This window comes from Mycobacterium sp. 852014-50255_SCH5639931, assembly GCF_001665605.1.
GTDB lineage: Bacteria > Actinomycetota > Actinomycetes > Mycobacteriales > Mycobacteriaceae > Mycobacterium > Mycobacterium paraffinicum.
Genome location: NZ_LZSV01000002.1, coordinates 188,198 through 211,112, shown reverse-complemented (window position 1 = coordinate 211,112; position 22,915 = coordinate 188,198). Strand labels below are relative to the sequence as shown.

The window sequence follows — 22,915 nt, the reverse complement described above, 5'->3', positions numbered from 1 at the left end:
GAGGAGTTTCAGATGACGTTGACCCATTCGCAGGAGCGGGTTCCCGCTGCCGAGCGCATAGCCGTCCGATGCGTCGACTCAGATGTCCACCCGGCGCCCAAGCGCGGAGAGCTCCTGCCGTACATCCCCGAGCCATGGCGCAGCAAATACTTCCTCACCCGCACCGTGGGTGAGCAGATTTACTACGACGCCCCAGACTACGCCCACTCCTACGCGATGCGGGTGGACTCCTTCCCCGCCAACGGCGAATTCCCTTGCAGCGACCCCGATATGGCGTTTCGCCAGCTGATCATGGAGGCCGGCTCGGACATCGCGATCCTCGAACCGGCCGCCTACCCGGCCCGCCTGCCCGAAGCGCAGCACGCGATGTCGAGCGCGTTGAACGACTGGCAGGCCAATCACTGGCTGGACAGCCACAACAACTGGCACCAGCGCTGGCGCGGTTCGATTTGTTGCGCCATCGAGGAGCCGGCAGAGTCCGTGCGCGAGATCGAGAAGTGGGCCGGGCACCCCTACATGGCCCAGATTCTGATCAAGGCCGAGCCGCGGCCGTCTTGGGGTCACCCGAAATACGACCCGATTTGGGCGGCCGCCACGAAGCACGACATCACCGTGAGCTGTCACCTGTCGCGCAGCCAGTTCGACGAGCTACCGATCCCGCCGGTGGGATTTCCTAGCTACAACCACGACTTCATGGTGACCTACTCGCTGCTGGCCGCCAACCAGGTGATGAGCCTTATCTTCGACGGCGTGTTCGACCGGTTCCCGACGCTGCGGATCGTGTTCGTCGAGCACGCGTTCACCTGGATCCTGCCGCTGATGTGGCGCATGGATTCGATCTACGAGGCACGCAAGTCGTGGGTCGACATCAAACGCAAGCCGTCGGAGTACGTCAAGGACCAAATCAAGTTCACCACCCAGCCGCTTGACTATCCCGAAGACAAGACCGAGTTGACCCGCGCGCTGGAATGGATGGAGTGCGAGAAGATTTTGCTCTTCTCCTCGGACTACCCGCACTGGACGTTCGATGATCCCCGCTGGCTGGTCAAGCACCTTCCCAAAGCTGCCCGCGACGCGGTGATGTACAAGAACGGCATCGCCACCTACCACCTGCCCGAGACCGTTCCGGTCCTCGAGGGTCAGACCCGGGTGCTCTGAATTGACCTTGGAACAAGACGGGGCAACCAAACGGCCGGAGCCCCGTCTCGCCCAGGGCCGTGAGCATGTTGTTGCGACCGTGGACGAGATCCCGCCGGGCAAGCACAAGTTGGTGCCCATCGGGCGGCACGGCGTCGGCGTATACAACGTCAACGGCAGCTTCTATGCCATCGCGAATTACTGCCCGCACCAAGGCGGTCCGCTCTGTTCGGGCCGCGCAAGGGGACGCACGATCGTCGACGAAACCGCTCCGGGCGACTCCGTCATGGTGCGCGACCTGGAGTACATCTATTGCCCTTGGCACCAATGGGGTTTCGAGCTGGCGACCGGCACAACCGCCGTCAAGCCCGAATGGAGTATCCGGACCTATCCGGTGCGCGTCGTCGGCAACGACGTTGTGGTGCAGGCCTAACTACAGGAGAATCGGGTGTCTTCAATCGAGATCAATGGGGGAAATGTTGTCTACGAAATCCTCGGTGACTCAGGCGATCTCATTGCCCTGACGCCGGGCGGCCGGTTCAGCAAGGAGATCGAGGGCCTGCGTCCGCTTGCCGACGCGCTCGCCGCCGGGGGCTACCGCGTGCTGCTGTGGGACCGGCCGAACTGCGGTGCTTCCGATGTGCAGTTCTACGGTCAGAGTGAATCACACATGCGCGCCGAGACGCTGCACAAGCTGGTGACCGGGCTGGGCTTCGAGCGCTGCATTCTGGCCGGCGGCTCCGGCGGCGCAAGGGATTCCATGCTCACCACGATGCTCTACCCCGAGATGGTCACCAAGCTCGTCGTGTGGAACATCGTCGGTGGCATCTACGGCACCTTCGTGCTCGGTTCCTTCTACATCATCCCGAGCATCCTCGCGGTGCGCGGCACCGGCATGGACAGCGTGGTGAAGGTGCAGGAATGGCGCGACCGCATCGAGGAGAACCCCGACAACAAGCAGCGGTTCCTCGACTTCGACTCCGACGAGTTCCTCAAGGTGATGCTGCGCTGGCTCAATGCGTTCGTCTCCAAGCCGGGGCAGACGATCCCCGGCGTCGAGGACGAGATGTTCGACCGGATCAAGGTGCCCACCTTGATCATTCGTGGTGGCGAGAACGACATGGATCATCCGAAGCGGACGTCGCTGGAGGTCAGTTGCTTGATCAAGGGATCGAAGCTCATCGACCCCCCGTGGCCGGAGGATGCGTGGGAGCGTGCGTCCGAGGACCGCGCGGCGGGGCGGGTGCAGCACTTCAACATGTTCGATACTTGGGTGCAGGCGGCGCCCGCGATCCTCGAGTTCCTGGGTTCGTGATGTCCCTACACGGTGCGAATGTGAACCTCGCAGTTGAGCGACGCCTCGAGAGCCGTGTGGACCCGGCTCTCGGGAATGCGTTCGAGGTCCTTCTCACGCAGCGTTACGTACACGATGTCGAAACCGTCGTCCCCGGGCGTCCGCTCGATGTCAGCGGTGAGCCCGAAGCCGGACAACACACCGTGGGCGTCGTCGTCGGTCCCCCGGCTGATGAAGGTGACGACTCCTGGAACCGGTTCGGCGGCGAACACCCTGCCGCACAGGTGGATCGCCAAATCTCTCGCCGCGTCGACGTCTTCGGCCGCGATCAGCAATTCGACTTCGCGGCGTCCGGCGGGCATCGCCGCGAGGTCGTTCTCGACCACGTCTGCACCCGCCTCACGCGCAAGCCCGAGGAGCGCTGCCATGCCGTCTCGTAGCTGCGGTACCGTGCAAACGCTCTCCGGGTCGACATTGACGCGCACCACCGCAGTTCGCATGTGCGCAAGCCTAACTAAGACGATGACAGGCCGGCCGTGAACACCGCCCAGTCCATGACCATCACCACCGTGACCTTCCCGGGCGTTGAACCCCGGCTGCTCTTCGAACGAACCGGCCAAGCCCGCGAGAACCTCACCGCGTATCGACGACTCGGCGGGTATCGCCCGCTTGCCGACGCCGATGCATTGCTGAGCGAGGTCGAAGGCAGCGGGCTGGTCGGCCGCGGTGGTGCGGCCTTCCCGCTCGCGGTCAAGTTGCGCGCGGTGCGCGATAACGGGCGCATTGCCGGCGGCGCCGTGGTTGTCGCGAATGGCGAAGAGGGCGAACCGGCTTCGATCAAGGACCGCTGGCTGCTGCGCAATCGCCCGCACCTGATCCTGGACGGGCTGGGGCTGGCCGCCGCGATCGTTGGCGCCGACCGCGCGTACGTCTACGTGTCCGACCCGGAATCGGCGCACAGCGTCGAAACCGCCCTCGGCGAACTCGATCCCGACGCCCTCGGCGGCGTCACGGTCGGCATGTTGACCGTGCAGCCCGGATACGTGGCAGGGGAGGAAACCGCCGCCGTCCGCGCGATCAACGGCGGCCCGGCCAAGCCGACAGACAAGCCGCCGCGCCCATTCGAATCCGGCGTCGATGATCGCCCGACACTGGTGAGCAATGTCGAGACCCTGGCCAATCTGCCTTACCTGCAGCGCCACGGCTCGGCGGCGTTCCGCTCACAGGGCACATCGCTGTCCCCGGGCACCTTCCTGGCCACCATCACCGGGGCGGCCCGCCCGGCCGTTCTCTATGAACTTCCGCAGGGCTTGCCGTTCCCGGAAATGCTTGCATTGCACGGTGTTTCACCTGAACAGGTGCGTGGGGCTTTGATGGGCGGCTACTTCGCCGGCCTGCTCAACCGCGCCGTGCTCGAAACAACTTTGGACCACGAGACGATGCGGCGACTCGGCAGCGGTTTGGGTTGTGGCGCGATCTCGGTGATCACCGACGACTGCCCCGTCGCGGTCGCGGCGTCGGTGCTGGCCTACTTCGACCGCGAAAACGCCGGGCAATGCGGCTCGTGCTTCAACGGGACGGCGGCGATGGCCGCCGTCGCCGGCGCGCTGCGTGACGGAGCCGCGACGACCGAAGACGTCGACCGGTTGCGCCGCTGGTCGGTGCTGCTGCGCGGGCGCGGCGCGTGCGCAACGCTGGACGCCGCCACCAACGTGGCCGCCAGCCTGCTCAGTCAGTTCCCGGACGAAGTCGCCGCACATCTCGGCGGCACGTGCCAGGACTGCGTCCGGGGCATGTTCCGCGCCGACCGTCCCTACGAGGCGGAAGTTGTGAGGCTGGCATGAAAATCCGCCTGGACCGCACCGTCTGCGACGGCTTCGGCATCTGCGCGAAGTACGCGCCCGGATACTTTTCGCTCGACGATTGGGGTTACGCCTCCCTCATCGGCGATGGCACCGTGACGGAGGCGGATCGTGACGCCGTCATGCGCGCCCTGATGGACTGTCCGGTGCACGCCATCGCCGAGATCGGTGAGCGCACATACCCCACCCCGCAAGCGCCGCTCGCCGACGCGGACGATCCGGCCGAGCGCCTCAAAACCGAGGAGAACGAGGCGGAGTGGGGCTTCACCCGTTGACCCCCTGATCAGAGGTACTCCTGGTCCGCCGTCTGGATGCGGCCTGTCCTTGCCCAAGGAACGATGCGCACCGCATGGTCCGTGACAGTGGGAGCCGACCGTCATGCCAAAGCGCATGTGGCCCATCGCCTACGGCACATACCGGTCCCACTCAAACGGCACCACCGCGAAAAACGCTGCGGCGAACAACGGTTCGACACCCGGCTCCTCCCAGCGCGCCGACAGCACCGGCCGCAGGCGTTCCCCCACGGCGACGGGATCGTCATCGAGGAAGCAATACGTAATGGCCTGGCCCGCTTGAGCGTTCGCCAGATGCGCGTCGACCTGCCGTGATACCGCGGACCATACGCCGGCGACGCCGGGCACTTCCACGAGCGTGTTCGCCGGTGCCGATCCCCGCTCGACTAGCAGGAAGACCCCCCGCGCGGGCAGCCAGGGCAGGACGTCCGACCCCACCTTGACCCGGGGCGCGGCCGCCTTGGCCCGCACCTCATAGACGCCGCGCTCCACCGGTGGCAGCAGCGGGAGCTTGCGCCCGGCGTTTCCGAGTGCCGAGGACAGTTCGTTGAACCCGCGCAGCCCGGCCCGGTCGGTGAAAAAGTACGTCATCACGTGGTCGACCCCGTCCAACGGCCCACCGCTGATCGGCCGCGCGGAGCGGCAGGCCGGCGTCGACACCAACCGCAACGAAGCGCGCACCGCCGCCAACCGGTGTTGCTCCGGTCGGTGGTCCAGGGTGTGCCAGCGCAGGTACTCGGCATCCAGACCGTCGGGATGGCGAGTCGCCATGGACACGAACAACGTGGAGATCTCTCCGCGCCCGGCGGCGAGGACTTCGGCGACCGCGTCCGATGGCGTGCCCGGAAGCTGCATCACGGGTGTCCTCAAGATCTCGTCGAGTCGTATTCGGGCAGCGCGATTTCGGGGTGCCGGGCCTCGATCATGCGCCGGAAGCCCTCGCGCCAGGGCACTTTCGTGTGGCCGAGCACCTCGTGCATGCGGGTGACATCCGGCCACAGCGGCGTGTGCGCGTCGGTCGTGTACTCGAAGATCGGCTCGACACCGGTCAACTGCCCCATGAACATGCAGTAATCCTCGACGCTGACCGTTTCGCTACCGGCCCAGTTCACCACGACCGGCGGCACCGCGCCGACCTCCATCGCGCGGATGCCCAGTTCCACGTAGTCGTCCTCGTAGAGGGGGTTGTAGTTGTTCGGCTTATCGGGATGCAGCCGAATCGGTTTGCGCGCCAACATGGCATCGAGGCGATCGGCGGGAGCGCCGCCCTGCGGCCCGTAGGTTGAGCAGATCCGGATGATGGTCAACGGGATTCGATAATGCCTGGCGATCCAGGTGCACACCGACTCCGCCGCGACCTTGGAGAAGCTGTAGTTGGCGCGCAGCGGGACTCCCGGCGGATCGGTTTCGGCCAACGGTCGCTGCCCCTGGTACGCGTAGATCGAGCCGGTTGAACAGAAGACGAAGCCCTTTGCGGCGCGGCAGTGGTACAGCAGTTCGCCGGACATGTGCGCATTCGTTTCGACGCAGCGGTTCCAGTCGCCCGCGCCGGTGTCCACCGCAGCGTGAAAGACGTAGGTGAAATCCTCTGGAAGGTCGGAGAAGTCACCCGCGCCGATGTCCAGCGGGACAGGTTTGATGCCGGCGTCGACGAGCCTCTTGCGGTCGGCGGGGTCTTTGAGGCGCGCGGCGCCCCACACCTCGTTGGAAGCCGCCAGAGCGCGCGCGATGGGAAACGCGATCTTGCCCGTCGCCCCGGTGATCAGGATCTTTTCTGCGTCGAGCAATCAGCCCTCCCGAATGTGAAGTACTTGATATGCCGGTTGGCAGCATAACTCCCGGCCGAAGGAAGACGGCAGGAGAGGTCTGTTCGGAATCCGTCGCGCCCGATGTTCTTACCTGGTCACGACGGTTTCAAGGGAATAAGCTGATACCCGCCAAGGTCAGGATGGCCCCACTGGGAGGCCCACCATGAGATGGTTTGTTCGTCGTCTGACCGCCGTCGTGGCGGTCGGCTTCGTGGCGATGGCGGTCGCGGTGATCGCGACGCCGGGAATCAGCTCGGCGCAGTGCGATCACAACATGTCGTTCAATCCGGTGACCTTCGAGTGCAAACCGCCGCCGGCGTCACCGGCGTGGTACACACGCCCGCCGGCGTACGCGCCCTCATTCGCCGGGCAGGCTGTGCCGCCGCCTCCGCCACAGCCATGGTGGACGTCGGAGTCCCCGATGTGGAGTGTCGGCTTTCATCAGTGGGGCATTTACGTAGGCGGCGTTTGGGTCCCGGTCTGACCAATCCCATCTCGATCACCCTTGCGTGCGAGTGATAACGTAATTCTCCGATTCGTATAACGGGCCTACCAGGTTGCATTCGGGGACCGTTCGACTCGCGGAGGTGACGTGTCTGCACCGGGACGCCCGCTGCCCCTGATGACGCAGGAAAACGAATTCTTCTGGACCTCGGGCGCCGACGGGAAGCTGCGCCTGCAGAACTGCAATGCTTGCCAGTCTCTGATCCATCCGCCGGCACCGGTGTGCCGGTACTGCCGATCCCGCGACATGGGCGTGCGGGCGGTCTCCGGCAAGGCGACGCTGGCCGGCTTCACCATCAATGAGCGGTTCAGTCTGCCCGGGCTGCCGGCGCCCTACGTGGTCGCCCAGGTCGCGATTGCCGAGGACCCCCGCGTGCGATTGACCACCAACATCGTGGAGTGCGAACCCGATCAGCTCGAGCTCGGCCAGCAGGTGGAGGTCGTCTTCGAGCAGGCCGAGGATGTGTGGTTTCCGCTGTTTCGGCCCTCGCAAGCGGGAGGCGCCAATGGCGAGCGCGGTCCGCTGCCGGACGACGAAATCGCGCCCGAGCGCTTCGGCGAACACGTCCGGCCGATGCTGACCGCCGAGAAGTTCGAGGACAAGGTCGCGCTCACCGGGATCGGCATGTCACCGATCGGACGCCGTTTGATGCAGTTGCCGCTGGCGCTGACGGTGCAAGCCTGCGAAGCGGCGATCGCCGACGCCGGCCTGACGTACGCAGACATCGACGGACTATCCACTTACCCCGGCGCGATCAATGTCGGCGGATTCGGGGAGGGCGGCGTCACCGCTCTCGAGGCGGCCCTCGGCATTCGGCCGACATGGCACAACGGCGCCATGGAGACATTCGGCCCCGGCGGATCGTTGATCGCCGCGATGCTTGCGGTCGCCGGCGGTCTGGCGCGTCACGTGCTGTGCTTCCGCACGCTATGGGAGGCCACCAACGGCGAACTGATGAAGCAGGGCAAGATCAGGCCCTCGGGAGGCCGGATGCCGGGCTGGCAGATGCCGTTCGGCGCCACGTCGGCGGCCCACACGCTGGCCATGAACGCGCAGCGGCACTTTCACCGTTACGGCACCACCAAGGAGACGCTGGGCTGGATCGCGTTGAACCAGCGGGCCAACGCCGAGCTCAACCCCACTGCCATCTACCGAACCCCCATGACGATGGACGACTATCTGAACGCGCGTCCGATCACCACACCCTTCGGCCTGTATGACTGCGACGTGCCCTGCGACGGCGCCATAGCGGTGATCGTCTCCGCCATCGACGCCGCCCGCGACCTCGCCAAGCCCCCGGTGCTGGTGGAGGCGGTGGGTACGCAGATCGTCGAGCGAATCGACTGGGACCAAAGCACTTTGACCCATGAGCCGCAGGTGCTGGGCCAGGCCGCGCACGTGTGGACCCGCACCTCGCTGCGGCCCGCCGACGTCGACGTGGCCGAGCTCTACGACGGCTTCACCATGAACTGCCTGTCCTGGATCGAGGCGCTGGGGTTCTGCGGGATCGGCGAGGCCAAAGATTTCCTCGACGGCGGCAAGAACATCGCCCGCGACGGCCAGCTGCCGCTCAACACGCACGGCGGCCAGCTTTCGCACGGCCGCACCCACGGCATGGGCCTGGTCCACGAGGCCGTCAGCCAGTTGCGCGGGGAGGCCGGCGACCGCCAGGTCGCCGACGCCCGGGTTGGCGTGGTAAGCAGCGGCGGCCTTACACCCAGCGGAGTGCTGCTGCTGCGGGCCGACGCATGAGCGCCCCCCGGCCCAGGCTGGTGATCGTCGATGGCGTGCCGATGTCGGCCCTGATCGCCGAAGCCCCCGATCCCAAGGCCGTCATCGTGGCCATCCACGGCGGAGGCACCACCGCGATCTATTTCGATTGCCCGGGTCACCCGTCGTTGTCCCTGCTACGTACCGGCGCCGCAGCCGGATTCACCGTGGTGGCGCTCGATCGGCCCGGCTACGGCAGCTCCGCGCCCTACCCGGAGGCGATGGCCCTGCCCGAACAGCGGATCAACCTTGCCTACGGGGCGGTGGATCGCATCCTCGGGGACCGACCGCGCGGTGCGGGCTTGTTCCTGATGGGCCATTCCGGCGGGTGTGAACTCGTGATGCGAATGGGCGCCGACGAGCGGGGAGGCGACCTGCTGGGCATCGAACTGGCCGGCACGGGCCGGCGTTATCACCCGGCGGCCCGGGACATCCTGAAAACCGCGACGCGCGAACGACGCCCGGCCGGCCTGCGCGAGCTGCTGTGGCATCCGGAGCATCTCTATCCGCCCGAGGTCCTCACCGGGGTCACGGTCTCTCCGACCGCGCCATCTTACGAGGACCAGATGGTGTCCAACTGGGCCCGCCAAGACTTTCCGGCGCTCGCCCCCGCCGTGCGGGTCCCGGTGCACTTCAGCATCGCCGAGCACGAAAGGGTCTGGCAGAACGACGCTTCCGCGATGGCCGAGATCGAGGAGCTGTTCTCCGGCTCGCCACGGTTCACCGTGCATCACCAGCCCGACGCGGGACACAACATGAGCCTCGGCCATACCGCGCCCGCGTACCACGAAAAAGTTTTCGCGTTCGCCGACGACTGCGTGGCCGTCCGCGCGAATCCCGTTGACACAGAAGGCGACCTGGAGGCCGGATGAGAGTCGGATTCATCGGCCTGGGCAGCCAGGGCGGCCCGATGGCACGGCGGATCATCGAGGCCGGCTACCAGACGACGCTGTGGGCGCGCAGACCCGCAACCCTCGAGCCGTTCGCCGACATCGACGCGAAGATCGCCGAATCGCCGGCCGCGCTCGCCGCGGCCAGTGATCTGGTCTGCCTATGCGTGGTGGGCGACGCCGACATCGACGAGATCGCGAGCGGTGAGCGCGGGCTGTTGGCGGCGATGGAGCCGGGTGGGGTGATCGCCGTGCACAGCACCGTGCATCCCAACACCTGCCGCGAACTGGCGAATGAGGCTGCAACCAAGGGAATTTCGGTGATCGACGCGCCCGTGAGCGGTGGTGGCGGGGCGGCGTCCGAAGGGCGCCTCCTGGTGATGGTCGGGGGCGACGCGGACGTCGTCGAGCGTTGCCGCCCGGTCTTCGCCACCTATGCCGATCCGATCGTCCACCTCGGCGAGCTGGGTTCCGGTCAAACCACCAAGCTGCTCAACAATCTGATGTTCACCGCCCACCTGGCCACTGCGGCCACCGCGCTGTCGCTGGCCTCGGCGCTCGGCGTCGACCCGGACCGCCTTACCGAAGTCGTCTCTCGCAGCAGCGGGAATAGCTTCGCGCTCAACGCCCTTGGCGGCATCGGCGGGTTGGACCGGCTTGCCGGAGTCGCCGGGACGCTGCTGCAAAAGGACGTTCGCCTGGTGGTCGACTTGGCCGATCGAGCCGGGGCAAACGGCGGCGCCGTGCTGGATGCGGCCGACGCCGCCCTGATCCTCATGGGCCATCCGCGGTGAGAGTCGGTTTCATCGGCGCGGGCCGGATGGGCCGCCCGATGGTGACCCGGCTGATAGCGGCCGGACACGACGTCCGGGCTGTGGGCCGGACCGAGGACCGGCGGGGCGATCTCGAGCAGCTCGGCGCCCGGGCGGTCCACGGGGTGGCAGCGGCCGGCGCTCGGGCCGATGTCGTGGTGCTCTGCGTGTTCAGCGATGAACAGGTGCGCGAGGTATGCCTGGACGGCGGGTTGCTCTCCGCCATGCCGCCCGGTTCGGCGCTGGTGGTGCACACCACCGCCAGTCCGAAGACAATCGAAGCCCTGGCCGCACGCGCCGACGGCGTCGACGTCGTCGATGCGGCGGTCAGCGGGGGCCCGCACGACATCGCGGCCGGCCGGCTCACCCTCTTCGTGGGTGGCACCGACGAGGCGGTGACCCGGACGCGGCCGGTGCTGAGCTGCTACGGCGATCCCGTCTTGCACGTCGGGCCCGCCGGAACCGGACAAAGGGTGAAGCTGGTCAACAACGCCTTGTTCGCGGGGCATATCGGGCTGCTCGCGGAATCGATCAGGCTGGGCCAGCAGCTGGGCGTGCCGGAGTCGACGCTGCTGACCGCCCTGGCGCACGGCAGCGCGAGCAGCCGCGTCTTGAACCTGGTGGCGGCGGGCGGCTCCGTCGAGTCGTTCATTGAGGTCGCCGGCGAATTCGTCAGCAAGGACGTGACGGTGGTGCGCAACATCAGCGATGAACTCTGCAGCGACCTGGGCGCACTCGATGACGCCATCAGGGCCATGAACGTCGCGAAGAGGGGTTGAGATACCCGTGTTTCGGTCTTTCCGGTTCGTCACGAAGGTATTACCGTTACCGTTACAGTGAACGACTCCGCTGTAAAGGTTTCAGCCCGCCCTCGCCGCTGAGGAGGATTCAGTGACAAAACCGAAGGTCGTCTTCGATCCGTATTCCGAGGACTACTTCAACAACCCGTTCGACGTCTATCGACGGATGCGCGAGGACGCGCCGCTGTACTACGACGAAAAAGAGGACTTCTACGCGTTGACCCGCCACGAGGACGTCGCGGCGGCATTCAAGGACTTCGAGACGTACTCCTCGGCGCGCGGCTGCGATCTGGCGATGGTGCGCAAAGGCCTCCCCCCCGAGCAGAAGTCGATCATCTTCATGGATCCGCCCGAACATCGCCACATGCGTAGCCTGCTCAACAAGGCGTTCACTCCGCGGGCGATCCAATCGCAGCGCGAGACCGTCATCGAGGTGATCGACAAGTACCTGGGCGCCGCCGACCCGGACAACTTCGACGTGGTCCAGGACTTCTCCGGGCCATTCCCCGTGGAAGTCATCACCCGGATGGCGGGGGTGCCGGAGGAATACCGTCAGCAGGTGCGCCACTGGATCGACACCAGCCTGTCCCGCGAACCCGGGCAGATCGAGACCAGCGAAGCCGGCATGCAGGCCAACATCGACACGGCGATGTACTACTTCGGCCTGATCCAGGAACGGCGCGCGGACCCGCAGGACGACATGATCAGCCGGCTGATCGCGGCCGAGATCCCGGGCGAGAATGGTCAGCCCCGCAAGCTCGACGACATCGAGATCACGGGCTTCGCGACCCTTCTCGGCGGGGCGGGCGCCGAGACCGTCACCAAGCTGCTCGGCAACGCGGCCGTGATCTTCGCCCGTCACCCCGACCAGTGGCAGAAGCTACAGGAGGATCGCGACAAGATCCCCGGCGCGGTGGAAGAGCTGCTGCGCTACGAGGGACCGGTGCAGTACAACGTCCGCTACACGCTCAGGGAGGCTCATGTCAGTGGTGGCGTGATCCCTCCGGGCAAGCCGGTGTTCCTCTGTGGCGCAGCGGCGAACCGCGATCCCGAGGCCTTCACCGACGCCGACACGTTTGACATCGAGCGTGACCAGACCGAGGCCCAGCACCTCGGGCTCGGGTACGGAATCCACAGCTGCCTTGGCGCCGCGCTGGCCCGCATGGAAAGCAGGATCGCGCTGGAGCGGCTCCTCGAATTCATGCCGCGCTACGAGGTGGACTGGGCGGGCTGCACACGGGTCACCATGCAGAATGTGGCGGGCTGGAAGAACGTGCCCGTCAAGGTACTTCGGTGAGGGGGTCGGCGTGACCAAGAAAATCGAAGTCGATTGGGAGCTCTGCGAGAGCAACGGTGTCTGCATGGGCATCAATCCGGAGATCTTCCTCCTCGGCGATGACGACATGCTGAGCGTCTTGCAGGAAGAGGTCACCCCGGAGAATGAGACGGACGTGCGTGAGGCCGTTCGTCAGTGCCCGCGGCAGGCCATCTCGATTGTGGGCGAGTAGCGATCAGAATCCGGACAGGATGACGGCGTTGCAGTCGGCCGCCGCCTGCCGCAGTTTCGCCGCCTGTTGGTAGCCCTCGGACTCGTACCACTCGCGGGCCGCGTCCACCGATTCGAACTCCAGCACGACGGTCTGGTCGCCGTGCCAGGTGCCCTCGATCACCTCGGGAGCGGTGTCCACCGCCAGAATGGTGGCCCCGGCCATCGCCGAACCGGCCGCCCGCCCATAGGCTTTCATGCCCTCCGGGTCCTTAATGGCCTCGGTAAGAATGACGTACCCTTTCGCCACTGAATCTCCTTAGATCTTGCTGATGGCCTGTTCGGGGCAGCACTCGATCGCCTCTTGGGTGGCCGCTTCGAATTCCGTTGGGACATCGGAGGTTATCGCCTCCGCGTAGCCGTCGTCGGTGAGGCTGAACACTTCCGGGCACAGCGTCGTGCAGACGCCGTGACCGCGACAGCGCTGGTCGTCGACTGTGACTTTCATGCCGGGGTGAACTCCAGGTGCAGTTCCGTCAGGCCGCGCAGGATGTACGTCGGAACGTATTGGTAGCGGCGGTCATTCGCCGGGCCGTGCAGGTCTTCGTTGATCCTGATGTCAGACGTCCGGTCGAGCAGGCGCTCGATCGCCACCCGGGTTTCGGCGCGCGCCAGCGGCGCGCCGGGGCAGCTGTGGATGCCGCGCCCGAACGAGATGTGCTGGCGGGCGTTCTTGCGGGCCGGGTCGAAGGTGGTGGGGTCGTCGAACCGGCGGGGATCACGGTTGGCGGCCGCTTGGACAACCATGACGGTGGTGCCCGCGGGCAGGTCCACACCACCGACGTTGGCGGGTACCCGATTCAATCGGAAGTCGCCCTTGACCGGGCTCTCGTGGCGCAACGACTCCTCGATGAAGTTGGGGATCAGGCTGCGGTCCTTGCGCAACTGCGCCTGGATGTCGGGCCGCTCCCCAAGCGTCTGCAGGGCGGCACCCAGCAGCCGGACGGTGGTCTCCTGGCCCGCGGAGAAGACGTTGCTGGCCACCCGCGCCACGTCTTCGACGTCGGGGGTCGAGCCGTCCGGGTAGGTGGCGGTGGCCAGGCCGGTCAGCACATCGTCGCGGGGGTCGCGCCGGCGGTCGATGACGTAGTCGGAGAAGAGACCGTAGAGGAATTCCAGCGGGCTGTGCGCCAGCGAGCCCTTGGTGCCCCCGACCCCGCCACCCGAGTGGTCGCGGATGCCCTTGATGAACTTGTCGCGATCCTCCTCGGGCACGCCGAGCAGGTCGGCGATGACCAGCAGCGTGAACGGTCCTGCAAAGCCCTTGATGAATTCGCCGTGGCCGGGTGCCAGGAATGTGTCGAGCACCTGGTCGGCGAGCACCCACATGGCGTCCTCGTTCTCCTTGAGGCGCTTCGGGGTGATCAGCCGCATCAGCAGCGAGCGGTGGTTGGTGTGGGTAGGGGGATCGAGGGTCGGCAGCTGGTCGCTGAACGGCAATTCGTCGCGGTGTTTCTCGATCAGTTCGGTGACGTCGTCGCCTTCCAGCGGCACCGGAAAGCCGGGAAACGGGCCGGTGACGGAGATGCATGAGGACCACGTCTCGGCGTCGTTGAGCACCGCGCACGCCTCGTCCCAACCGGTGATCATGGTGACGTCGTGATGGCTCTCCCGCGTGACGGGGCACTGCCGGCGCAGCGCCTCGTAGTAGGGGTACGGGTCTTCGATGAGCTCGCTGCCGCGGAAGAAGTCCAACTCGGAGAATTCGTTCGTCATCTCCTGCTCCTTGAATCTCGGCTAGTGAGAACGCGCCTCTCGCAGATGAGTATTACATTTCCACACGGCCTGGTTGGTCGTCAACGAGGGTCGGCCGTCGCCGAGGGTGCGAGGCGCGGTGTGCGGCGTTAGCCGGCGGGAACCAGATCCGCGGCGACCGATGGCCAGGCCAGGAGCCCGCTGCGGAAGGTCTCCGCGTGACCGATCGAGCCGTGCGGCACCGCGGCGGCGGCCAGGGCCTGGGCTTTGAACGTGTGGGCGGCCATGCTCAGCCGGTGCTGCACCAGGCCGACGCTGTCGTCGAGCTCGGCCGGCCAGGTCTCCCCCCACAGCGTGACCTCGGTGACGCCGTGATCAAGGGCCTGCAACACCCCTTGCCGGACCCGCGGGTCGCAGCCGAACAAGTCCGCCGCCGCCGCCAGGGCCTGGGGACGAGGACGAGACTGCACCGACGCCAACGCCTCTTCCAGGTCGATCACCTGGGCGCCAAGGATCTGCAGCGGCCGGTCGTCGGCGTTGTCGGCCAGGTCCGCCAGGAGCACGGTGACGTCCCACCCAGCCATCGCCCGGTCGAAAAGCCAGCCGCCGGCGAATCGCACCACGTCGACGACGGTGGCGGCGACGACGTCGAGCCGATATCTCATGTCCTCGCGCCGCTCTTCTACGGGGCGAAGTCCCGCGCCAGAGTCTCGGCGTACTGCTTGAACACCTCGGTTAGCGGTATCGATGGATCGAGCAACCATGTGGTTTCCATTCCGTGGACGAAGGCGAGTATTTCCACTGCCTTGACGGCGGGGTCTAGGTCTCTGCGGTACCGGCCATCCGCCTGCCCGCGGCGGATCAGGTCGGCAACGATGTCGGTCGCGGCGCGATGCCGGGCCAGCATCCGGTCGTGCAGCGGAGCGTCGGGAAGGATGTTTTCGACCAGCAGCACGGTGAACGTTCCGACCAGTTCGGGTGCCCGGTTGAACCGGTCGGCGACCTGGGCGATCTGGGCGAAGAGGTCCCCGGTCCGGTCGGCATGGAGGTCGTCGTCGAGATCACGCGCGTCGAGGACGGCGTGCAGCAGCTGCACTTTGGACTCGAAGTGATGCAGCAATCCTGCGGGGGTGACCCCGGCCTCGCCGGCGATCTGGGCGAGGGTGGTGCTGCGCCAGCCGTTGTGCGTGAGCAGCCGTTGCGCGACGTCGAGTATCCGCTGCTTGCGGTCCTCGCCTTTGGCGAGCAACGTGTCGTATCGCCGTGCGTCGGGCACCGGACTCCTTTGGCCGATTGGCGGGCTGAACCAACCTAGTGAACACACAGTAGGTTAGTTTGGCCGCTGTGACAACCGTCACGCGGGGTGCCTTTTTCGTCTTGCGGCGTGCCGCCGGGCTAGCGCACGAGCTCGACCAGGGTGGCGTTCGCGGTGCCGCCGCCCTCGCACATCGTCTGTAGCCCGTAGCGAATCCCGTTGTCGCGCATGTGGTGGGCCATCCGCGTCATCAACACCGCACCGGAAGCGCCCAGGGGGTGCCCCAGCGCGATGGCACCGCCGAGCGGGTTGACCCGCCCAGGGTCCGCCCCCGTTTCGGTGATCCATGCCAGCGGCACGGGCGCGAAGGCCTCGTTCACCTCGAACGCGCCCACCTCTGGGAGGGGTATGCCGGCCTTCTTCAGCACCTTCTCGGTCGCCGGGATGGGCCCGGTGAGCATCAGCACCGGGTCCGCCCCGGTCACCGCCCCAGCCAGGTAGCGAACCAGCGGCGTCAGCCCCAGCTCGACGGCCATCTCCGCCGTCGTCACCAGCAGCGCGGCCGCGCCGTCGGAGATCTGGGAGGAATTGCCCGCGTGGATCACCCCGTCTTCGGTGAAGGCCGGCTTGAGTCCGCTGAGTTTCTCGACCGTGGTCCCCCGCCGGATTCCCTCGTCGGCGGCGACGACCGCTTCGTCCTCGGTGAACACCGGCACGATCTGGTCGGTGAACGCGCCGGCGTCCTGGGCCGCGGCGGCCCGCTCGTGGGACTGGGCGGAGTACTCGTCGAGCCGGGTGCGGGAGAAGCCCCACTTCTTGGCGATCATCTCCGCCGACAGGCCCTGGTTGAAGGAGAAGCCGTCATAGCGGGCGAGCACCTTGGGGCCGTACGGCATGCCGGTCGCCCTGGCCGAACCCAGCGGAACGCGGCTCATGACCTCGACACCGCCGGCGACGACGACATCCTGCTGACCGGACATCACCGCCTGCACAGCGAAATCGAGCGCCTGCTGGCTGGAGCCGCACGCCCGGTTGACGGTGGTCCCGGGGATGGTCTCGGGCCATCCGGCGGCCAGCACCGCGTAGCGGCCGATGTTGCTCGACTGGTCACCCACCTGGGACACACATCCCCAGACCACGTCGTCGATGATCTCCGGGTCGACACCCGTGCGTTGCAGGAGTTCGTCCAGGACGACGGCGGACAGGTCGGCGGCGTGCATCCCGGACAGGCCGCCGTTGCGCTTCCCCACCGCTGTGCGCACGGCTTCGACGATGACTGTTTCCCGCATATCCCTACTCCGCTTCCTTCTCCGATTTCGATAGCGCCCACCGGCCAGTAAACGACGGCTCTCGCCGCTCCGCGAAAGCGGCATAGGCCGCGGCCGCGTCGGCCGTCGCGAAATTGCCCACCTGGGCGCGGGCCTCGTTGGCCAGCGCCTCGCGCAAGGTGTTGTCGGCTCCCTCATTCAGCAGGGCCTTGGTGTGGGCAAGGGCGATCGGCGGACCGGCCGCCAGCCGGTCGGCGAGATCGTCGACGAAGGAGTCGATCTCCGCGTCCGACACCACCCACGTCACCAGGTTCAGCGCGTACGCCTCCTCGGCGTCGATCGTCTCGGCGAGCAGCGCGAGCCGCTTGGCCTGTTGCAGGCCAACAAGTTTGGGCAACAACCAGGAACCACCGAGGTCTATTGACAGACCCCGCCTGGAGAAGATCTGGCAGAACGTCGATTCCGGCGTGGCGACGACGAAGTCGCATCCCAATGCCAGGTTCCAGCCCGCCCCGACAGCGACCCCGGCGACCTTGGCTATCGTCGGTATCGCGAGCTCGTGTAGCTCCAGCGCGACGTCAGTCAGCCGCTGCAGCTTGTAATTCGGGTGAATATCGTCGGGGACCGAGATGTCGGCGCCGGAGCAGAAGCTACCGCCGGAGCCGGCGAGCACGAGCGTGCGCACACCGCGGTCGTGACCGGCGGCGTGCAGCGCGTCGCGCAACGCGGCCCAGAGTTCTGGGTTGATCGCGTTCTTACGGCGCGGACGGTTGAGGGTTAGGGTGCGTACTCCGGCGCGGTCTTCCGACAGCAGCACGGGGTCGCCATGCGCGGTCAATAGCTCCTCGGCAACTTCAGAACGTTGGATCCCAGGAAGTTCAGGATCATCTCCTGGCTGACGGGCGCGATCTTCATCAGCCGGGCCTCGCGGAAGTAGCGCGTGATGTGATATTCCTCCGCATATCCCATACCGCCGTGCGTTTGCAACGCCCGGTCCGCGGCGGTGAAGCCGGCATCGGCGCACAGATATTTCGCCGTATTCGCCTCGCGGCCACAGGGTTTGCCGTTGTCGTACAACCAGGTGGCCTTGCGCAACATCAATTCAGCGGCGTCCAGGCGTGCCAGCGAGTCGGCGAGTGGGAACTGCAGGCCCTGGTTCATGCCGATGGGCCGGCCGAACACCTCACGCTCGTTTCCGTATTTCACCGCCTTGTCCAGCGCCACCCGGCCGATGCCGAGCGCCTCGGCGGCAATCAGCATCCGCTCCGGATTCAGACCGTCCAGGATGTATTGAAAGCCCTTGCCTTCCTCGCCGATTCGGTCCTCGACGGGCACCTCAAGGTTGTCGATGAACAATTCGTTGGAGCTGACGGCGTTGCGGCCCATCTTGCGGATCGGGCGGACGTCGACGCGGCTGCGGTCGAGATCGGCGATGAACAGCGTCATCCCGTCTGTCTTCTTCGTGACTTCCTCATATGACTGGGTACGCGTCAGCAGCAGGATCTTGTCGGACTCCATGGCTTTGGAGATCCATACCTTCCGACCGTTGACGATGTAGCGATCGCCGTCGCGCTTGGCGAAGGTGGTGATGCGCGACGTGTCCAGTCCGGCACCGGGTTCGGTCACGCCGAAGCAGACGTGTACTTCGCCGGTCGCGACCTTGGGCAGCGTGCGCGCCTTGAGTTCGTCGGAGCCGTGCACCACCACCGGTTGCATGCCGAAGATGGATAAATGGATCGCGCTGGCGGCGTTCATGGCGCCGCCGGATTTGGCGACCTCCTCGAGCAGGATAGTGGCTTCGGTGATTCCGAGGCCGTGACCGCCATATTGCGGGGGGATCGTCATGCCCAGCCAGCCACCCTGTGCGATGGCGTTGTAGAACTCGGTTGGAAATTCGTGCGCCTGGTCTTTTTCCATCCAGTACTGGTCGTCGAACTTGCGCGCCAACTCGGCGACCGACCGGCGGATCAACTCCTGGTCGTCAGTCAGCTCGAAATTCATCCCAGCGCTGGACATTGCGCGCGCCTCCTCTTTTCAGCGCGAGCAGACGCAAACTCGCATAATCGCGACCGGAGTTATGCGAGTTTGCGTCTGCTCGCGGGACTGGGGACCCTCAGTCCTTGTTGCCGGTAAGGGCTTTCGCGTTAGCCGCGAAGTCCGCGAAGGACGAGCCGACCCGGCTGTCCTTTTCGTGGCCCGCCGCCTTGATGGACACGTCGTGCCCCTCAGCGGCCTTGCGCAGCGCACCGACGGTCGCCTGTTCGCGCGAAATGTGCGTGAACGGGTCGAACGAGTACCACCGCATCGCGTTCTCGTGCGTCATCTTGTTGATTTCGTCGTCGGGAACGTTGTTGATGGACAACACATCCCACAGCTCTTCGGGCGCGCCCGGCCACATCGAGTCGCTGTGCGGGTAGTCGGCTTCCCAGCAGATGTTGTCGATGCCGATCATGTTGCGCAGCGCCACGCCGACCTTGTCGCTGATGAAGCAGGTCAGGAAGTGCTCGCGGAACACCTCACTGGGCAGCTTGCCCTTGAAATCCTGATGCGTCCACGTCGAGTGCATCTCATAGGTGCGGTCGGCGCGCTCAAGGAAGTAAGGGATCCACCCGGTGCCACCCTCGGAGAGCGCGACCTTGAGGTCGGGGTATTCCTTGATCGGCTTCGACCACAACAGATCCGCCGCGGCCTGCACAATGTTCATCGGCTGCAGCGTGATCATCACGTCCATCGGCGCGTCGGGCGCGGTGATGGCCAACCGCCCCGATGAACCGATGTGCACGTTCATCACGGTGTCGGTGTCCACCAAGGCTTTCCACAGCGGGTTCCAGTACTCGTCGTGGAAGCTGGGGTAGCCCATCGCGGCGGGGTTCTCGGTGAAGGTCAGTGCGTGCACGCCCTTCTTCGACACCCGGCGCACCTCAGCGGCGCACGCCTCGGCATCCCAGATCACCGGAATCGCCATCGGGATGAACCGTGCGGGATAGGCGCCGCACCACTCGTCGATGTGCCAGTCGTTGTAGGCCTGCACCAGCGCGATCGAAAAATCGTGGTCGTCGGTGGCGAACAATCGCCCGGCGAAGCCCGGGAAAGACGGGAAACAGATCGAGGCAAGGATGCCGCCGGCGTTCATGTCCTTGACGCGCTCGTCGACGTTGTAGCAACCCGGCCGGATCTCGTCGAGCCCGGTCGGCTCGATGCCGTACTCCTCCTTCGGCCGGCCGGCGACGGCGTTGAGTGCCACGTTGGGGATGACCGTGTCGCGGAACTTCCACATGTCCGAACCGTCGTCGTTGTGCACCAGCCGCGGCGCATCGTCCTGGTACTTCTTCGACAGGTGGTTCTTGAACATGTCGGGCGGCTCGACGGTGTGGTCGTCGACGCTGATCAGGATCATGTCTTCTTTGTTCATGGCCGTTGCCCTTCTGTCGGGTCCGTCTGTTCGATTCCGCTCCCACGCAGCCTCGGCGAATCGCTGTCCCGTGCCAAGATCACTAAAATGAAAACTATCTTCTCGCCAAGCGAGAATCAACATCCATCGGACGTCGCAGCCGGTCTTCACCGGCCGACCAGGGGCGGAGCGACCCGGTAATTTGCGCGGCGTAGAGCTACAAAGCGCTGAGGTAAATGCCTGCGTCGCGCGGCAGCCCGGCGTCGCTGCCGACGTTTGCGCTGGAAGACGGCGCCTCGACGGCCGAGTGGGGCCTCGGCGTCCGGCCCGGGCCCGCAGCCGGCCGTCGGCATTGACCGGGTGCCCGATTCATGCAACTCTATTGGTTGGAAATGAGAATATGATTCTCCCTGACCGAGAGGTGGTCGGGAGGATGGCGAGAGGAGAGCGCCGATGCGGTTGCCGCCGCTGCCGGCTGATCAGTGGGACGAGGCTACCCAGAAGGCACTCTCGGCAATGCGTGACGCGGACACCAACAATGCGCTCAGCACCCTCGCTCACCACCCGGCGCTGGCCAAGGCATTTCTCCGGTTCAACGTTCACCTCTTGACCTCGTCCACGCTGCCGGCGCGCATCCGCGAACTGGCCATCCTGCGGGTCGCGCACCGTCGCGAATGCGCCTACGAGTGGTCTCACCACGTCCGCATGGCCAAGGCCGAGGGAATCACCGACGACGAGATCGCCGCGGTCCAACAAGGTGAGTCCGCAGACGAGTTTGATCGCGCCGTCATCGCCGCGGTCGATGAGCTCGAGGAGAAATCACAACTGTCCGACGAGATGTGGTCCGCGCTCGGCGAGCAACTCACCGACCAGCAGCGGATGGATTTCGTCTTCACGGTCGGCTGCTACGCCCTGCTGGCCATGGCCTTCAACACTTTTGGCGTACAGCTCGAGAACGCCGATCAGAACCACGAAGAGAGGTAGAAAGTTGCCGCACTTCCCGAAACCAGCCGCCGGCAGCTGGACAGAGAACTACCCCGAACTGGGGACCGCGCCGGTCGATTACAGTGATTCGATCGACCAGGCATTCTTCGAAGCCGAGCGTGAGGCGGTTTTCAAGAGGACTTGGCTCAACGTCGGACGCGTCGAACGACTGCCACGCACCGGCAGCTACTTCACCAAGGAGCTGCCCTCGGCCGGCAAGGGCATGTCGGTGATCATCGTCAAGACCAAGGACGGCACCGTCAGGGCATTCCACAACGTCTGCCGCCACCGCGGAAACAAGTTGGTGTGGAACGACTTTCCCCACGAGGAGACCTCCGGCACGTGTCGGCAGTTCACCTGCAAGTACCACGCCTGGCGCTACAGCCTCGACGGTGACCTGACCTTCGTCCAACAGGAAGAAGAGTTCTTCAACCTCGACAAGGGCAACTACGGCCTGGCGCCCGTCCGCTGCGAGGTGTGGGAAGGCTTCATCTTCATCAACTTTGACGACAACGCATCACCGCTGACCGACTACCTCGGGCCGCTGGGCAAGAGCATCGAGGGCTACCCCTTCGGCGAGATGACGGAGACCTACTCCTATCGCGCCGAGGTAGGCAGCAACTGGAAGCTGTTCATCGACGCGTTCGTCGAGTTCTACCACGCACCGATCCTGCACCAGGGCCAGTACACGAAGGAAGAAGCCGCCAAGATCCAGAAGTTCGGCTACGAGGCGCTGCACTACGAGGTGGCCAGTCCGCACAGCCTGCAGTCGACCTGGGGCGGTCAGGCGCCGCCCCCGGACATGTCCATGGTCAAGCCGATGGACCAGGCGTTGCGCAGCGGTTTGTTCGGTCCCTGGGACAAGCCGGAGATCATCGAGAAGCTGGAGCTGCCTCCGGGTGTCAACGTGAAGCGGGTGCCGCAGTGGGGCATCGACTCGTGGCACTTCTACCCGAACTTCATGCTGATGATCTGGGAGCCGGGTTGGTTCCTGACCTACCACTACTGGCCGACTGCGGTGGACAAGCACATCTTCGAGTGCACGCTGTATTTCGTCCCGCCGCGCAACGCGCGGGAACGCCTCGCCCAGGAGCTGGCCGCCGTAACCTTCAAGGAGTACGCGCTACAAGACGCGAACACGCTGGAGGCGACGCAGACCATGATCGGTACCCGGGTCGTCAAAGAATTCCTGCTGTGCGACCAGGAAGTCTTGATCCGCCATTTGCACAAGGTGACCGGGGACTATGTAGCTAATTGGGCGAAGGAGTACCAGGGCAATGGCAAAATTACCGTCTGAATTCGCTGACCTCGAGCCCTATTTGGATTGGGACCTGGCAACGGAGCCTGAGCGCTACGCCAAGCGGCTGGCCTCCACGATGGCTCAGATGCAGGAGTTCTACGACGTCGCGTTCCCGCGCCTCGACGATGTCATCGAGTACTGCGACAACTACCCGTTGGACGATCTGCCCGACGACGCGAAGACTCTCATGCACATCATGCAGTCGCTCGTGACGGTGTCGTTTCCGATCGAGGCATGGAAACAGGCCCGGGTGCCCGACAGCGGCGCGGCCTGGGTGGAGTGCATCCGGGAACCGGTGATCTAGC

General features: G+C 65.7%; 27 protein-coding genes. 15 read left to right on the top strand and 12 right to left on the bottom strand.

The window, feature by feature from the left end; genetic code table 11:
- Nucleotides 1–12: 12 nt before the first annotated feature.
- Genes A5758_RS01505 through A5758_RS01495 form a run of 3 tightly spaced genes read left to right on the top strand, consistent with a single transcriptional unit; the run spans nucleotide 13 to nucleotide 2,452 of the window.
- Entirely contained in the window at nucleotides 13–1,158 is a 1,146-nt protein-coding gene (locus tag A5758_RS01505; protein WP_067735488.1) for an amidohydrolase family protein, read from the top strand.
- 1 nt (nucleotide 1,159) lies between these two features.
- Nucleotides 1,160–1,570: a Rieske (2Fe-2S) protein gene (locus A5758_RS01500; protein WP_156622459.1), complete on the top strand. Its 411-nt coding sequence runs from the start codon at nucleotides 1,160–1,162 to the stop codon at nucleotides 1,568–1,570.
- A 15-nt stretch (nucleotides 1,571–1,585) separates the two neighbouring features.
- Nucleotides 1,586–2,452, top strand: coding sequence for an alpha/beta fold hydrolase (locus A5758_RS01495; RefSeq protein WP_067735482.1), 867 nt, complete (start codon nucleotides 1,586–1,588; stop codon nucleotides 2,450–2,452).
- 5 nt (nucleotides 2,453–2,457) lie between these two features.
- Here the strand turns inward: A5758_RS01495 and A5758_RS01490 are convergent, their stop codons facing one another.
- Entirely contained in the window at nucleotides 2,458–2,931 is a 474-nt protein-coding gene (locus A5758_RS01490) for a hypothetical protein (protein WP_067735479.1), read from the bottom strand.
- Between the two features lie 36 nt (nucleotides 2,932–2,967).
- Between A5758_RS01490 and A5758_RS01485 the strand changes: the two genes are divergently transcribed.
- On the top strand, nucleotides 2,968–4,275 hold the full coding sequence (locus A5758_RS01485) for an NADH-ubiquinone oxidoreductase-F iron-sulfur binding region domain-containing protein (RefSeq protein ID WP_067735476.1): 1,308 nt from the start codon (nucleotides 2,968–2,970) through the stop codon (nucleotides 4,273–4,275).
- Complete coding sequence (locus tag A5758_RS01480) at nucleotides 4,272–4,568, top strand: ferredoxin (protein ID WP_067735473.1); 297 nt, start codon at nucleotides 4,272–4,274, stop codon at nucleotides 4,566–4,568. Before A5758_RS01485 ends, A5758_RS01480 begins: the two co-directional genes overlap by 4 nt.
- A gap of 129 nt (nucleotides 4,569–4,697) precedes the next feature.
- On the opposite strand, the gene A5758_RS01475 is transcribed toward A5758_RS01480, so the two are convergent.
- Together A5758_RS01475 and A5758_RS01470 are read right to left on the bottom strand one after the other, a co-directional pair.
- Complete coding sequence (locus A5758_RS01475) at nucleotides 4,698–5,441, bottom strand: hypothetical protein (RefSeq protein WP_067735470.1); 744 nt, start codon at nucleotides 5,439–5,441, stop codon at nucleotides 4,698–4,700.
- Nucleotides 5,442–5,452: 11 nt separating this feature from the next.
- Nucleotides 5,453–6,373 (bottom strand): NAD(P)-dependent oxidoreductase, encoded by a 921-nt coding sequence (locus A5758_RS01470; protein WP_067735467.1) that lies wholly within the window; start codon nucleotides 6,371–6,373, stop codon nucleotides 5,453–5,455.
- 184 nt (nucleotides 6,374–6,557) lie between these two features.
- Between A5758_RS01470 and A5758_RS01465 the strand changes: the two genes are divergently transcribed.
- The 7 genes from A5758_RS01465 (at nucleotide 6,558) to A5758_RS01435 (ending at nucleotide 12,679) form a co-directional block, all read left to right on the top strand.
- Nucleotides 6,558–6,878 carry a hypothetical protein gene (locus A5758_RS01465; RefSeq protein WP_067735464.1) on the top strand — a complete coding sequence of 107 codons (321 nt, stop codon included), beginning with the start codon at nucleotides 6,558–6,560 and terminating at the stop codon, nucleotides 6,876–6,878.
- A gap of 108 nt (nucleotides 6,879–6,986) precedes the next feature.
- Nucleotides 6,987–8,651 (top strand): OB-fold domain-containing protein, encoded by a 1,665-nt coding sequence (locus A5758_RS01460; RefSeq protein WP_197503675.1) that lies wholly within the window; start codon nucleotides 6,987–6,989, stop codon nucleotides 8,649–8,651.
- Nucleotides 8,648–9,541 (top strand): alpha/beta hydrolase, encoded by an 894-nt coding sequence (locus tag A5758_RS01455; RefSeq protein ID WP_067735461.1) that lies wholly within the window; start codon nucleotides 8,648–8,650, stop codon nucleotides 9,539–9,541. The genes A5758_RS01460 and A5758_RS01455 overlap by 4 nt, the downstream gene beginning before the upstream one ends.
- On the top strand, nucleotides 9,538–10,353 hold the full coding sequence (locus tag A5758_RS01450) for an NAD(P)-dependent oxidoreductase (protein WP_067735458.1): 816 nt from the start codon (nucleotides 9,538–9,540) through the stop codon (nucleotides 10,351–10,353). Before A5758_RS01455 ends, A5758_RS01450 begins: the two co-directional genes overlap by 4 nt.
- Nucleotides 10,350–11,150: an NAD(P)-dependent oxidoreductase gene (locus tag A5758_RS01445; RefSeq protein WP_082939527.1), complete on the top strand. Its 801-nt coding sequence runs from the start codon at nucleotides 10,350–10,352 to the stop codon at nucleotides 11,148–11,150. The genes A5758_RS01450 and A5758_RS01445 overlap by 4 nt, the downstream gene beginning before the upstream one ends.
- 112 nt (nucleotides 11,151–11,262) lie before the next feature.
- Complete coding sequence (locus A5758_RS01440; RefSeq protein ID WP_067735455.1) at nucleotides 11,263–12,468, top strand: cytochrome P450; 1,206 nt, start codon at nucleotides 11,263–11,265, stop codon at nucleotides 12,466–12,468.
- A 10-nt stretch (nucleotides 12,469–12,478) separates the two neighbouring features.
- On the top strand, nucleotides 12,479–12,679 hold the full coding sequence (locus tag A5758_RS01435) for a ferredoxin (protein WP_067735452.1): 201 nt from the start codon (nucleotides 12,479–12,481) through the stop codon (nucleotides 12,677–12,679).
- Nucleotides 12,680–12,682: 3 nt separating this feature from the next.
- Here A5758_RS01435 and A5758_RS01430 read toward each other — a convergent pair whose 3' ends face one another.
- The 9 genes from A5758_RS01430 to A5758_RS01390 all read right to left on the bottom strand — a co-directional run bounded on the left by A5758_RS01430 (nucleotide 12,683) and on the right by A5758_RS01390 (nucleotide 20,347).
- On the bottom strand, nucleotides 12,683–12,916 hold the full coding sequence (locus A5758_RS01430; RefSeq protein WP_231987202.1) for a DUF1330 domain-containing protein: 234 nt from the start codon (nucleotides 12,914–12,916) through the stop codon (nucleotides 12,683–12,685).
- A 60-nt stretch (nucleotides 12,917–12,976) separates the two neighbouring features.
- Entirely contained in the window at nucleotides 12,977–13,165 is a 189-nt protein-coding gene (locus A5758_RS01425; protein WP_067735446.1) for a ferredoxin, read from the bottom strand.
- Nucleotides 13,162–14,433 (bottom strand): cytochrome P450, encoded by a 1,272-nt coding sequence (locus A5758_RS01420; protein WP_067735442.1) that lies wholly within the window; start codon nucleotides 14,431–14,433, stop codon nucleotides 13,162–13,164. The genes A5758_RS01425 and A5758_RS01420 overlap by 4 nt, the downstream gene beginning before the upstream one ends.
- A gap of 128 nt (nucleotides 14,434–14,561) precedes the next feature.
- Complete coding sequence (locus A5758_RS01415; protein WP_067735439.1) at nucleotides 14,562–15,077, bottom strand: hypothetical protein; 516 nt, start codon at nucleotides 15,075–15,077, stop codon at nucleotides 14,562–14,564.
- A gap of 17 nt (nucleotides 15,078–15,094) precedes the next feature.
- Nucleotides 15,095–15,688 (bottom strand): TetR/AcrR family transcriptional regulator, encoded by a 594-nt coding sequence (locus tag A5758_RS01410; RefSeq protein WP_067735436.1) that lies wholly within the window; start codon nucleotides 15,686–15,688, stop codon nucleotides 15,095–15,097.
- A 119-nt stretch (nucleotides 15,689–15,807) separates the two neighbouring features.
- Complete coding sequence (locus A5758_RS01405; RefSeq protein WP_067735433.1) at nucleotides 15,808–16,956, bottom strand: thiolase family protein; 1,149 nt, start codon at nucleotides 16,954–16,956, stop codon at nucleotides 15,808–15,810.
- 4 nt (nucleotides 16,957–16,960) lie between these two features.
- A complete protein-coding gene (locus A5758_RS01400) occupies nucleotides 16,961–17,773 on the bottom strand; it encodes an enoyl-CoA hydratase/isomerase family protein (RefSeq protein ID WP_067735430.1) in 813 nt (270 codons plus the stop codon).
- Nucleotides 17,770–18,936, bottom strand: coding sequence for an acyl-CoA dehydrogenase family protein (locus A5758_RS01395; RefSeq protein WP_067735427.1), 1,167 nt, complete (start codon nucleotides 18,934–18,936; stop codon nucleotides 17,770–17,772). Before A5758_RS01395 ends, A5758_RS01400 begins: the two co-directional genes overlap by 4 nt.
- A gap of 112 nt (nucleotides 18,937–19,048) precedes the next feature.
- Entirely contained in the window at nucleotides 19,049–20,347 is a 1,299-nt protein-coding gene (locus A5758_RS01390) for an amidohydrolase family protein (protein ID WP_067735425.1), read from the bottom strand.
- Nucleotides 20,348–20,779: 432 nt separating this feature from the next.
- Here A5758_RS01390 and A5758_RS01385 point away from each other — a divergent pair, with 432 nt between their 5' ends.
- From A5758_RS01385 to A5758_RS01375, 3 genes are read left to right on the top strand one after another with little or no spacing between them, the layout of a single operon-like run.
- A complete protein-coding gene (locus tag A5758_RS01385; RefSeq protein ID WP_067735422.1) occupies nucleotides 20,780–21,310 on the top strand; it encodes a carboxymuconolactone decarboxylase family protein in 531 nt (176 codons plus the stop codon).
- Nucleotides 21,311–21,314: 4 nt separating this feature from the next.
- Nucleotides 21,315–22,607 (top strand): aromatic ring-hydroxylating dioxygenase subunit alpha, encoded by a 1,293-nt coding sequence (locus A5758_RS01380; RefSeq protein WP_067735419.1) that lies wholly within the window; start codon nucleotides 21,315–21,317, stop codon nucleotides 22,605–22,607.
- Nucleotides 22,588–22,914 (top strand): hypothetical protein, encoded by a 327-nt coding sequence (locus A5758_RS01375; RefSeq protein WP_067735416.1) that lies wholly within the window; start codon nucleotides 22,588–22,590, stop codon nucleotides 22,912–22,914. The genes A5758_RS01380 and A5758_RS01375 overlap by 20 nt, the downstream gene beginning before the upstream one ends.
- Nucleotide 22,915 lies beyond the last annotated feature (1 nt).

Bases quoted from the DNA above. Each gene is read 5' to 3' on its own strand.
- A5758_RS01465 (WP_067735464.1), top strand. From the start codon at position 6,558: ATGAGATGGTTTGTTCGTCGTCTGACCGCCGTCGTGGCGGTCGGCTTC.
- A5758_RS01415 (WP_067735439.1), bottom strand. From the start codon at position 15,077: ATGAGATATCGGCTCGACGTCGTCGCCGCCACCGTCGTCGACGTGGTG.
- A5758_RS01405 (WP_067735433.1), bottom strand. From the start codon at position 16,956: ATGCGGGAAACAGTCATCGTCGAAGCCGTGCGCACAGCGGTGGGGAAG.
- A5758_RS01375 (WP_067735416.1), top strand. From the start codon at position 22,588: ATGGCAAAATTACCGTCTGAATTCGCTGACCTCGAGCCCTATTTGGAT.
- A5758_RS01395 (WP_067735427.1), bottom strand. From the start codon at position 18,936: ATGAATTTCGAGCTGACTGACGACCAGGAGTTGATCCGCCGGTCGGTC.
- A5758_RS01480 (WP_067735473.1), top strand. From the start codon at position 4,272: ATGAAAATCCGCCTGGACCGCACCGTCTGCGACGGCTTCGGCATCTGC.
- A5758_RS01385 (WP_067735422.1), top strand. From the start codon at position 20,780: ATGCGGTTGCCGCCGCTGCCGGCTGATCAGTGGGACGAGGCTACCCAG.
- A5758_RS01420 (WP_067735442.1), bottom strand. From the start codon at position 14,433: ATGACGAACGAATTCTCCGAGTTGGACTTCTTCCGCGGCAGCGAGCTC.
- A5758_RS01475 (WP_067735470.1), bottom strand. From the start codon at position 5,441: ATGCAGCTTCCGGGCACGCCATCGGACGCGGTCGCCGAAGTCCTCGCC.
- A5758_RS01390 (WP_067735425.1), bottom strand. From the start codon at position 20,347: ATGAACAAAGAAGACATGATCCTGATCAGCGTCGACGACCACACCGTC.
- A5758_RS01490 (WP_067735479.1), bottom strand. From the start codon at position 2,931: ATGCGAACTGCGGTGGTGCGCGTCAATGTCGACCCGGAGAGCGTTTGC.
- A5758_RS01425 (WP_067735446.1), bottom strand. From the start codon at position 13,165: ATGAAAGTCACAGTCGACGACCAGCGCTGTCGCGGTCACGGCGTCTGC.
- A5758_RS01455 (WP_067735461.1), top strand. From the start codon at position 8,648: ATGAGCGCCCCCCGGCCCAGGCTGGTGATCGTCGATGGCGTGCCGATG.
- A5758_RS01505 (WP_067735488.1), top strand. From the start codon at position 13: ATGACGTTGACCCATTCGCAGGAGCGGGTTCCCGCTGCCGAGCGCATA.
- A5758_RS01450 (WP_067735458.1), top strand. From the start codon at position 9,538: ATGAGAGTCGGATTCATCGGCCTGGGCAGCCAGGGCGGCCCGATGGCA.
- A5758_RS01430 (WP_231987202.1), bottom strand. From the start codon at position 12,916: ATGAAAGCCTATGGGCGGGCGGCCGGTTCGGCGATGGCCGGGGCCACC.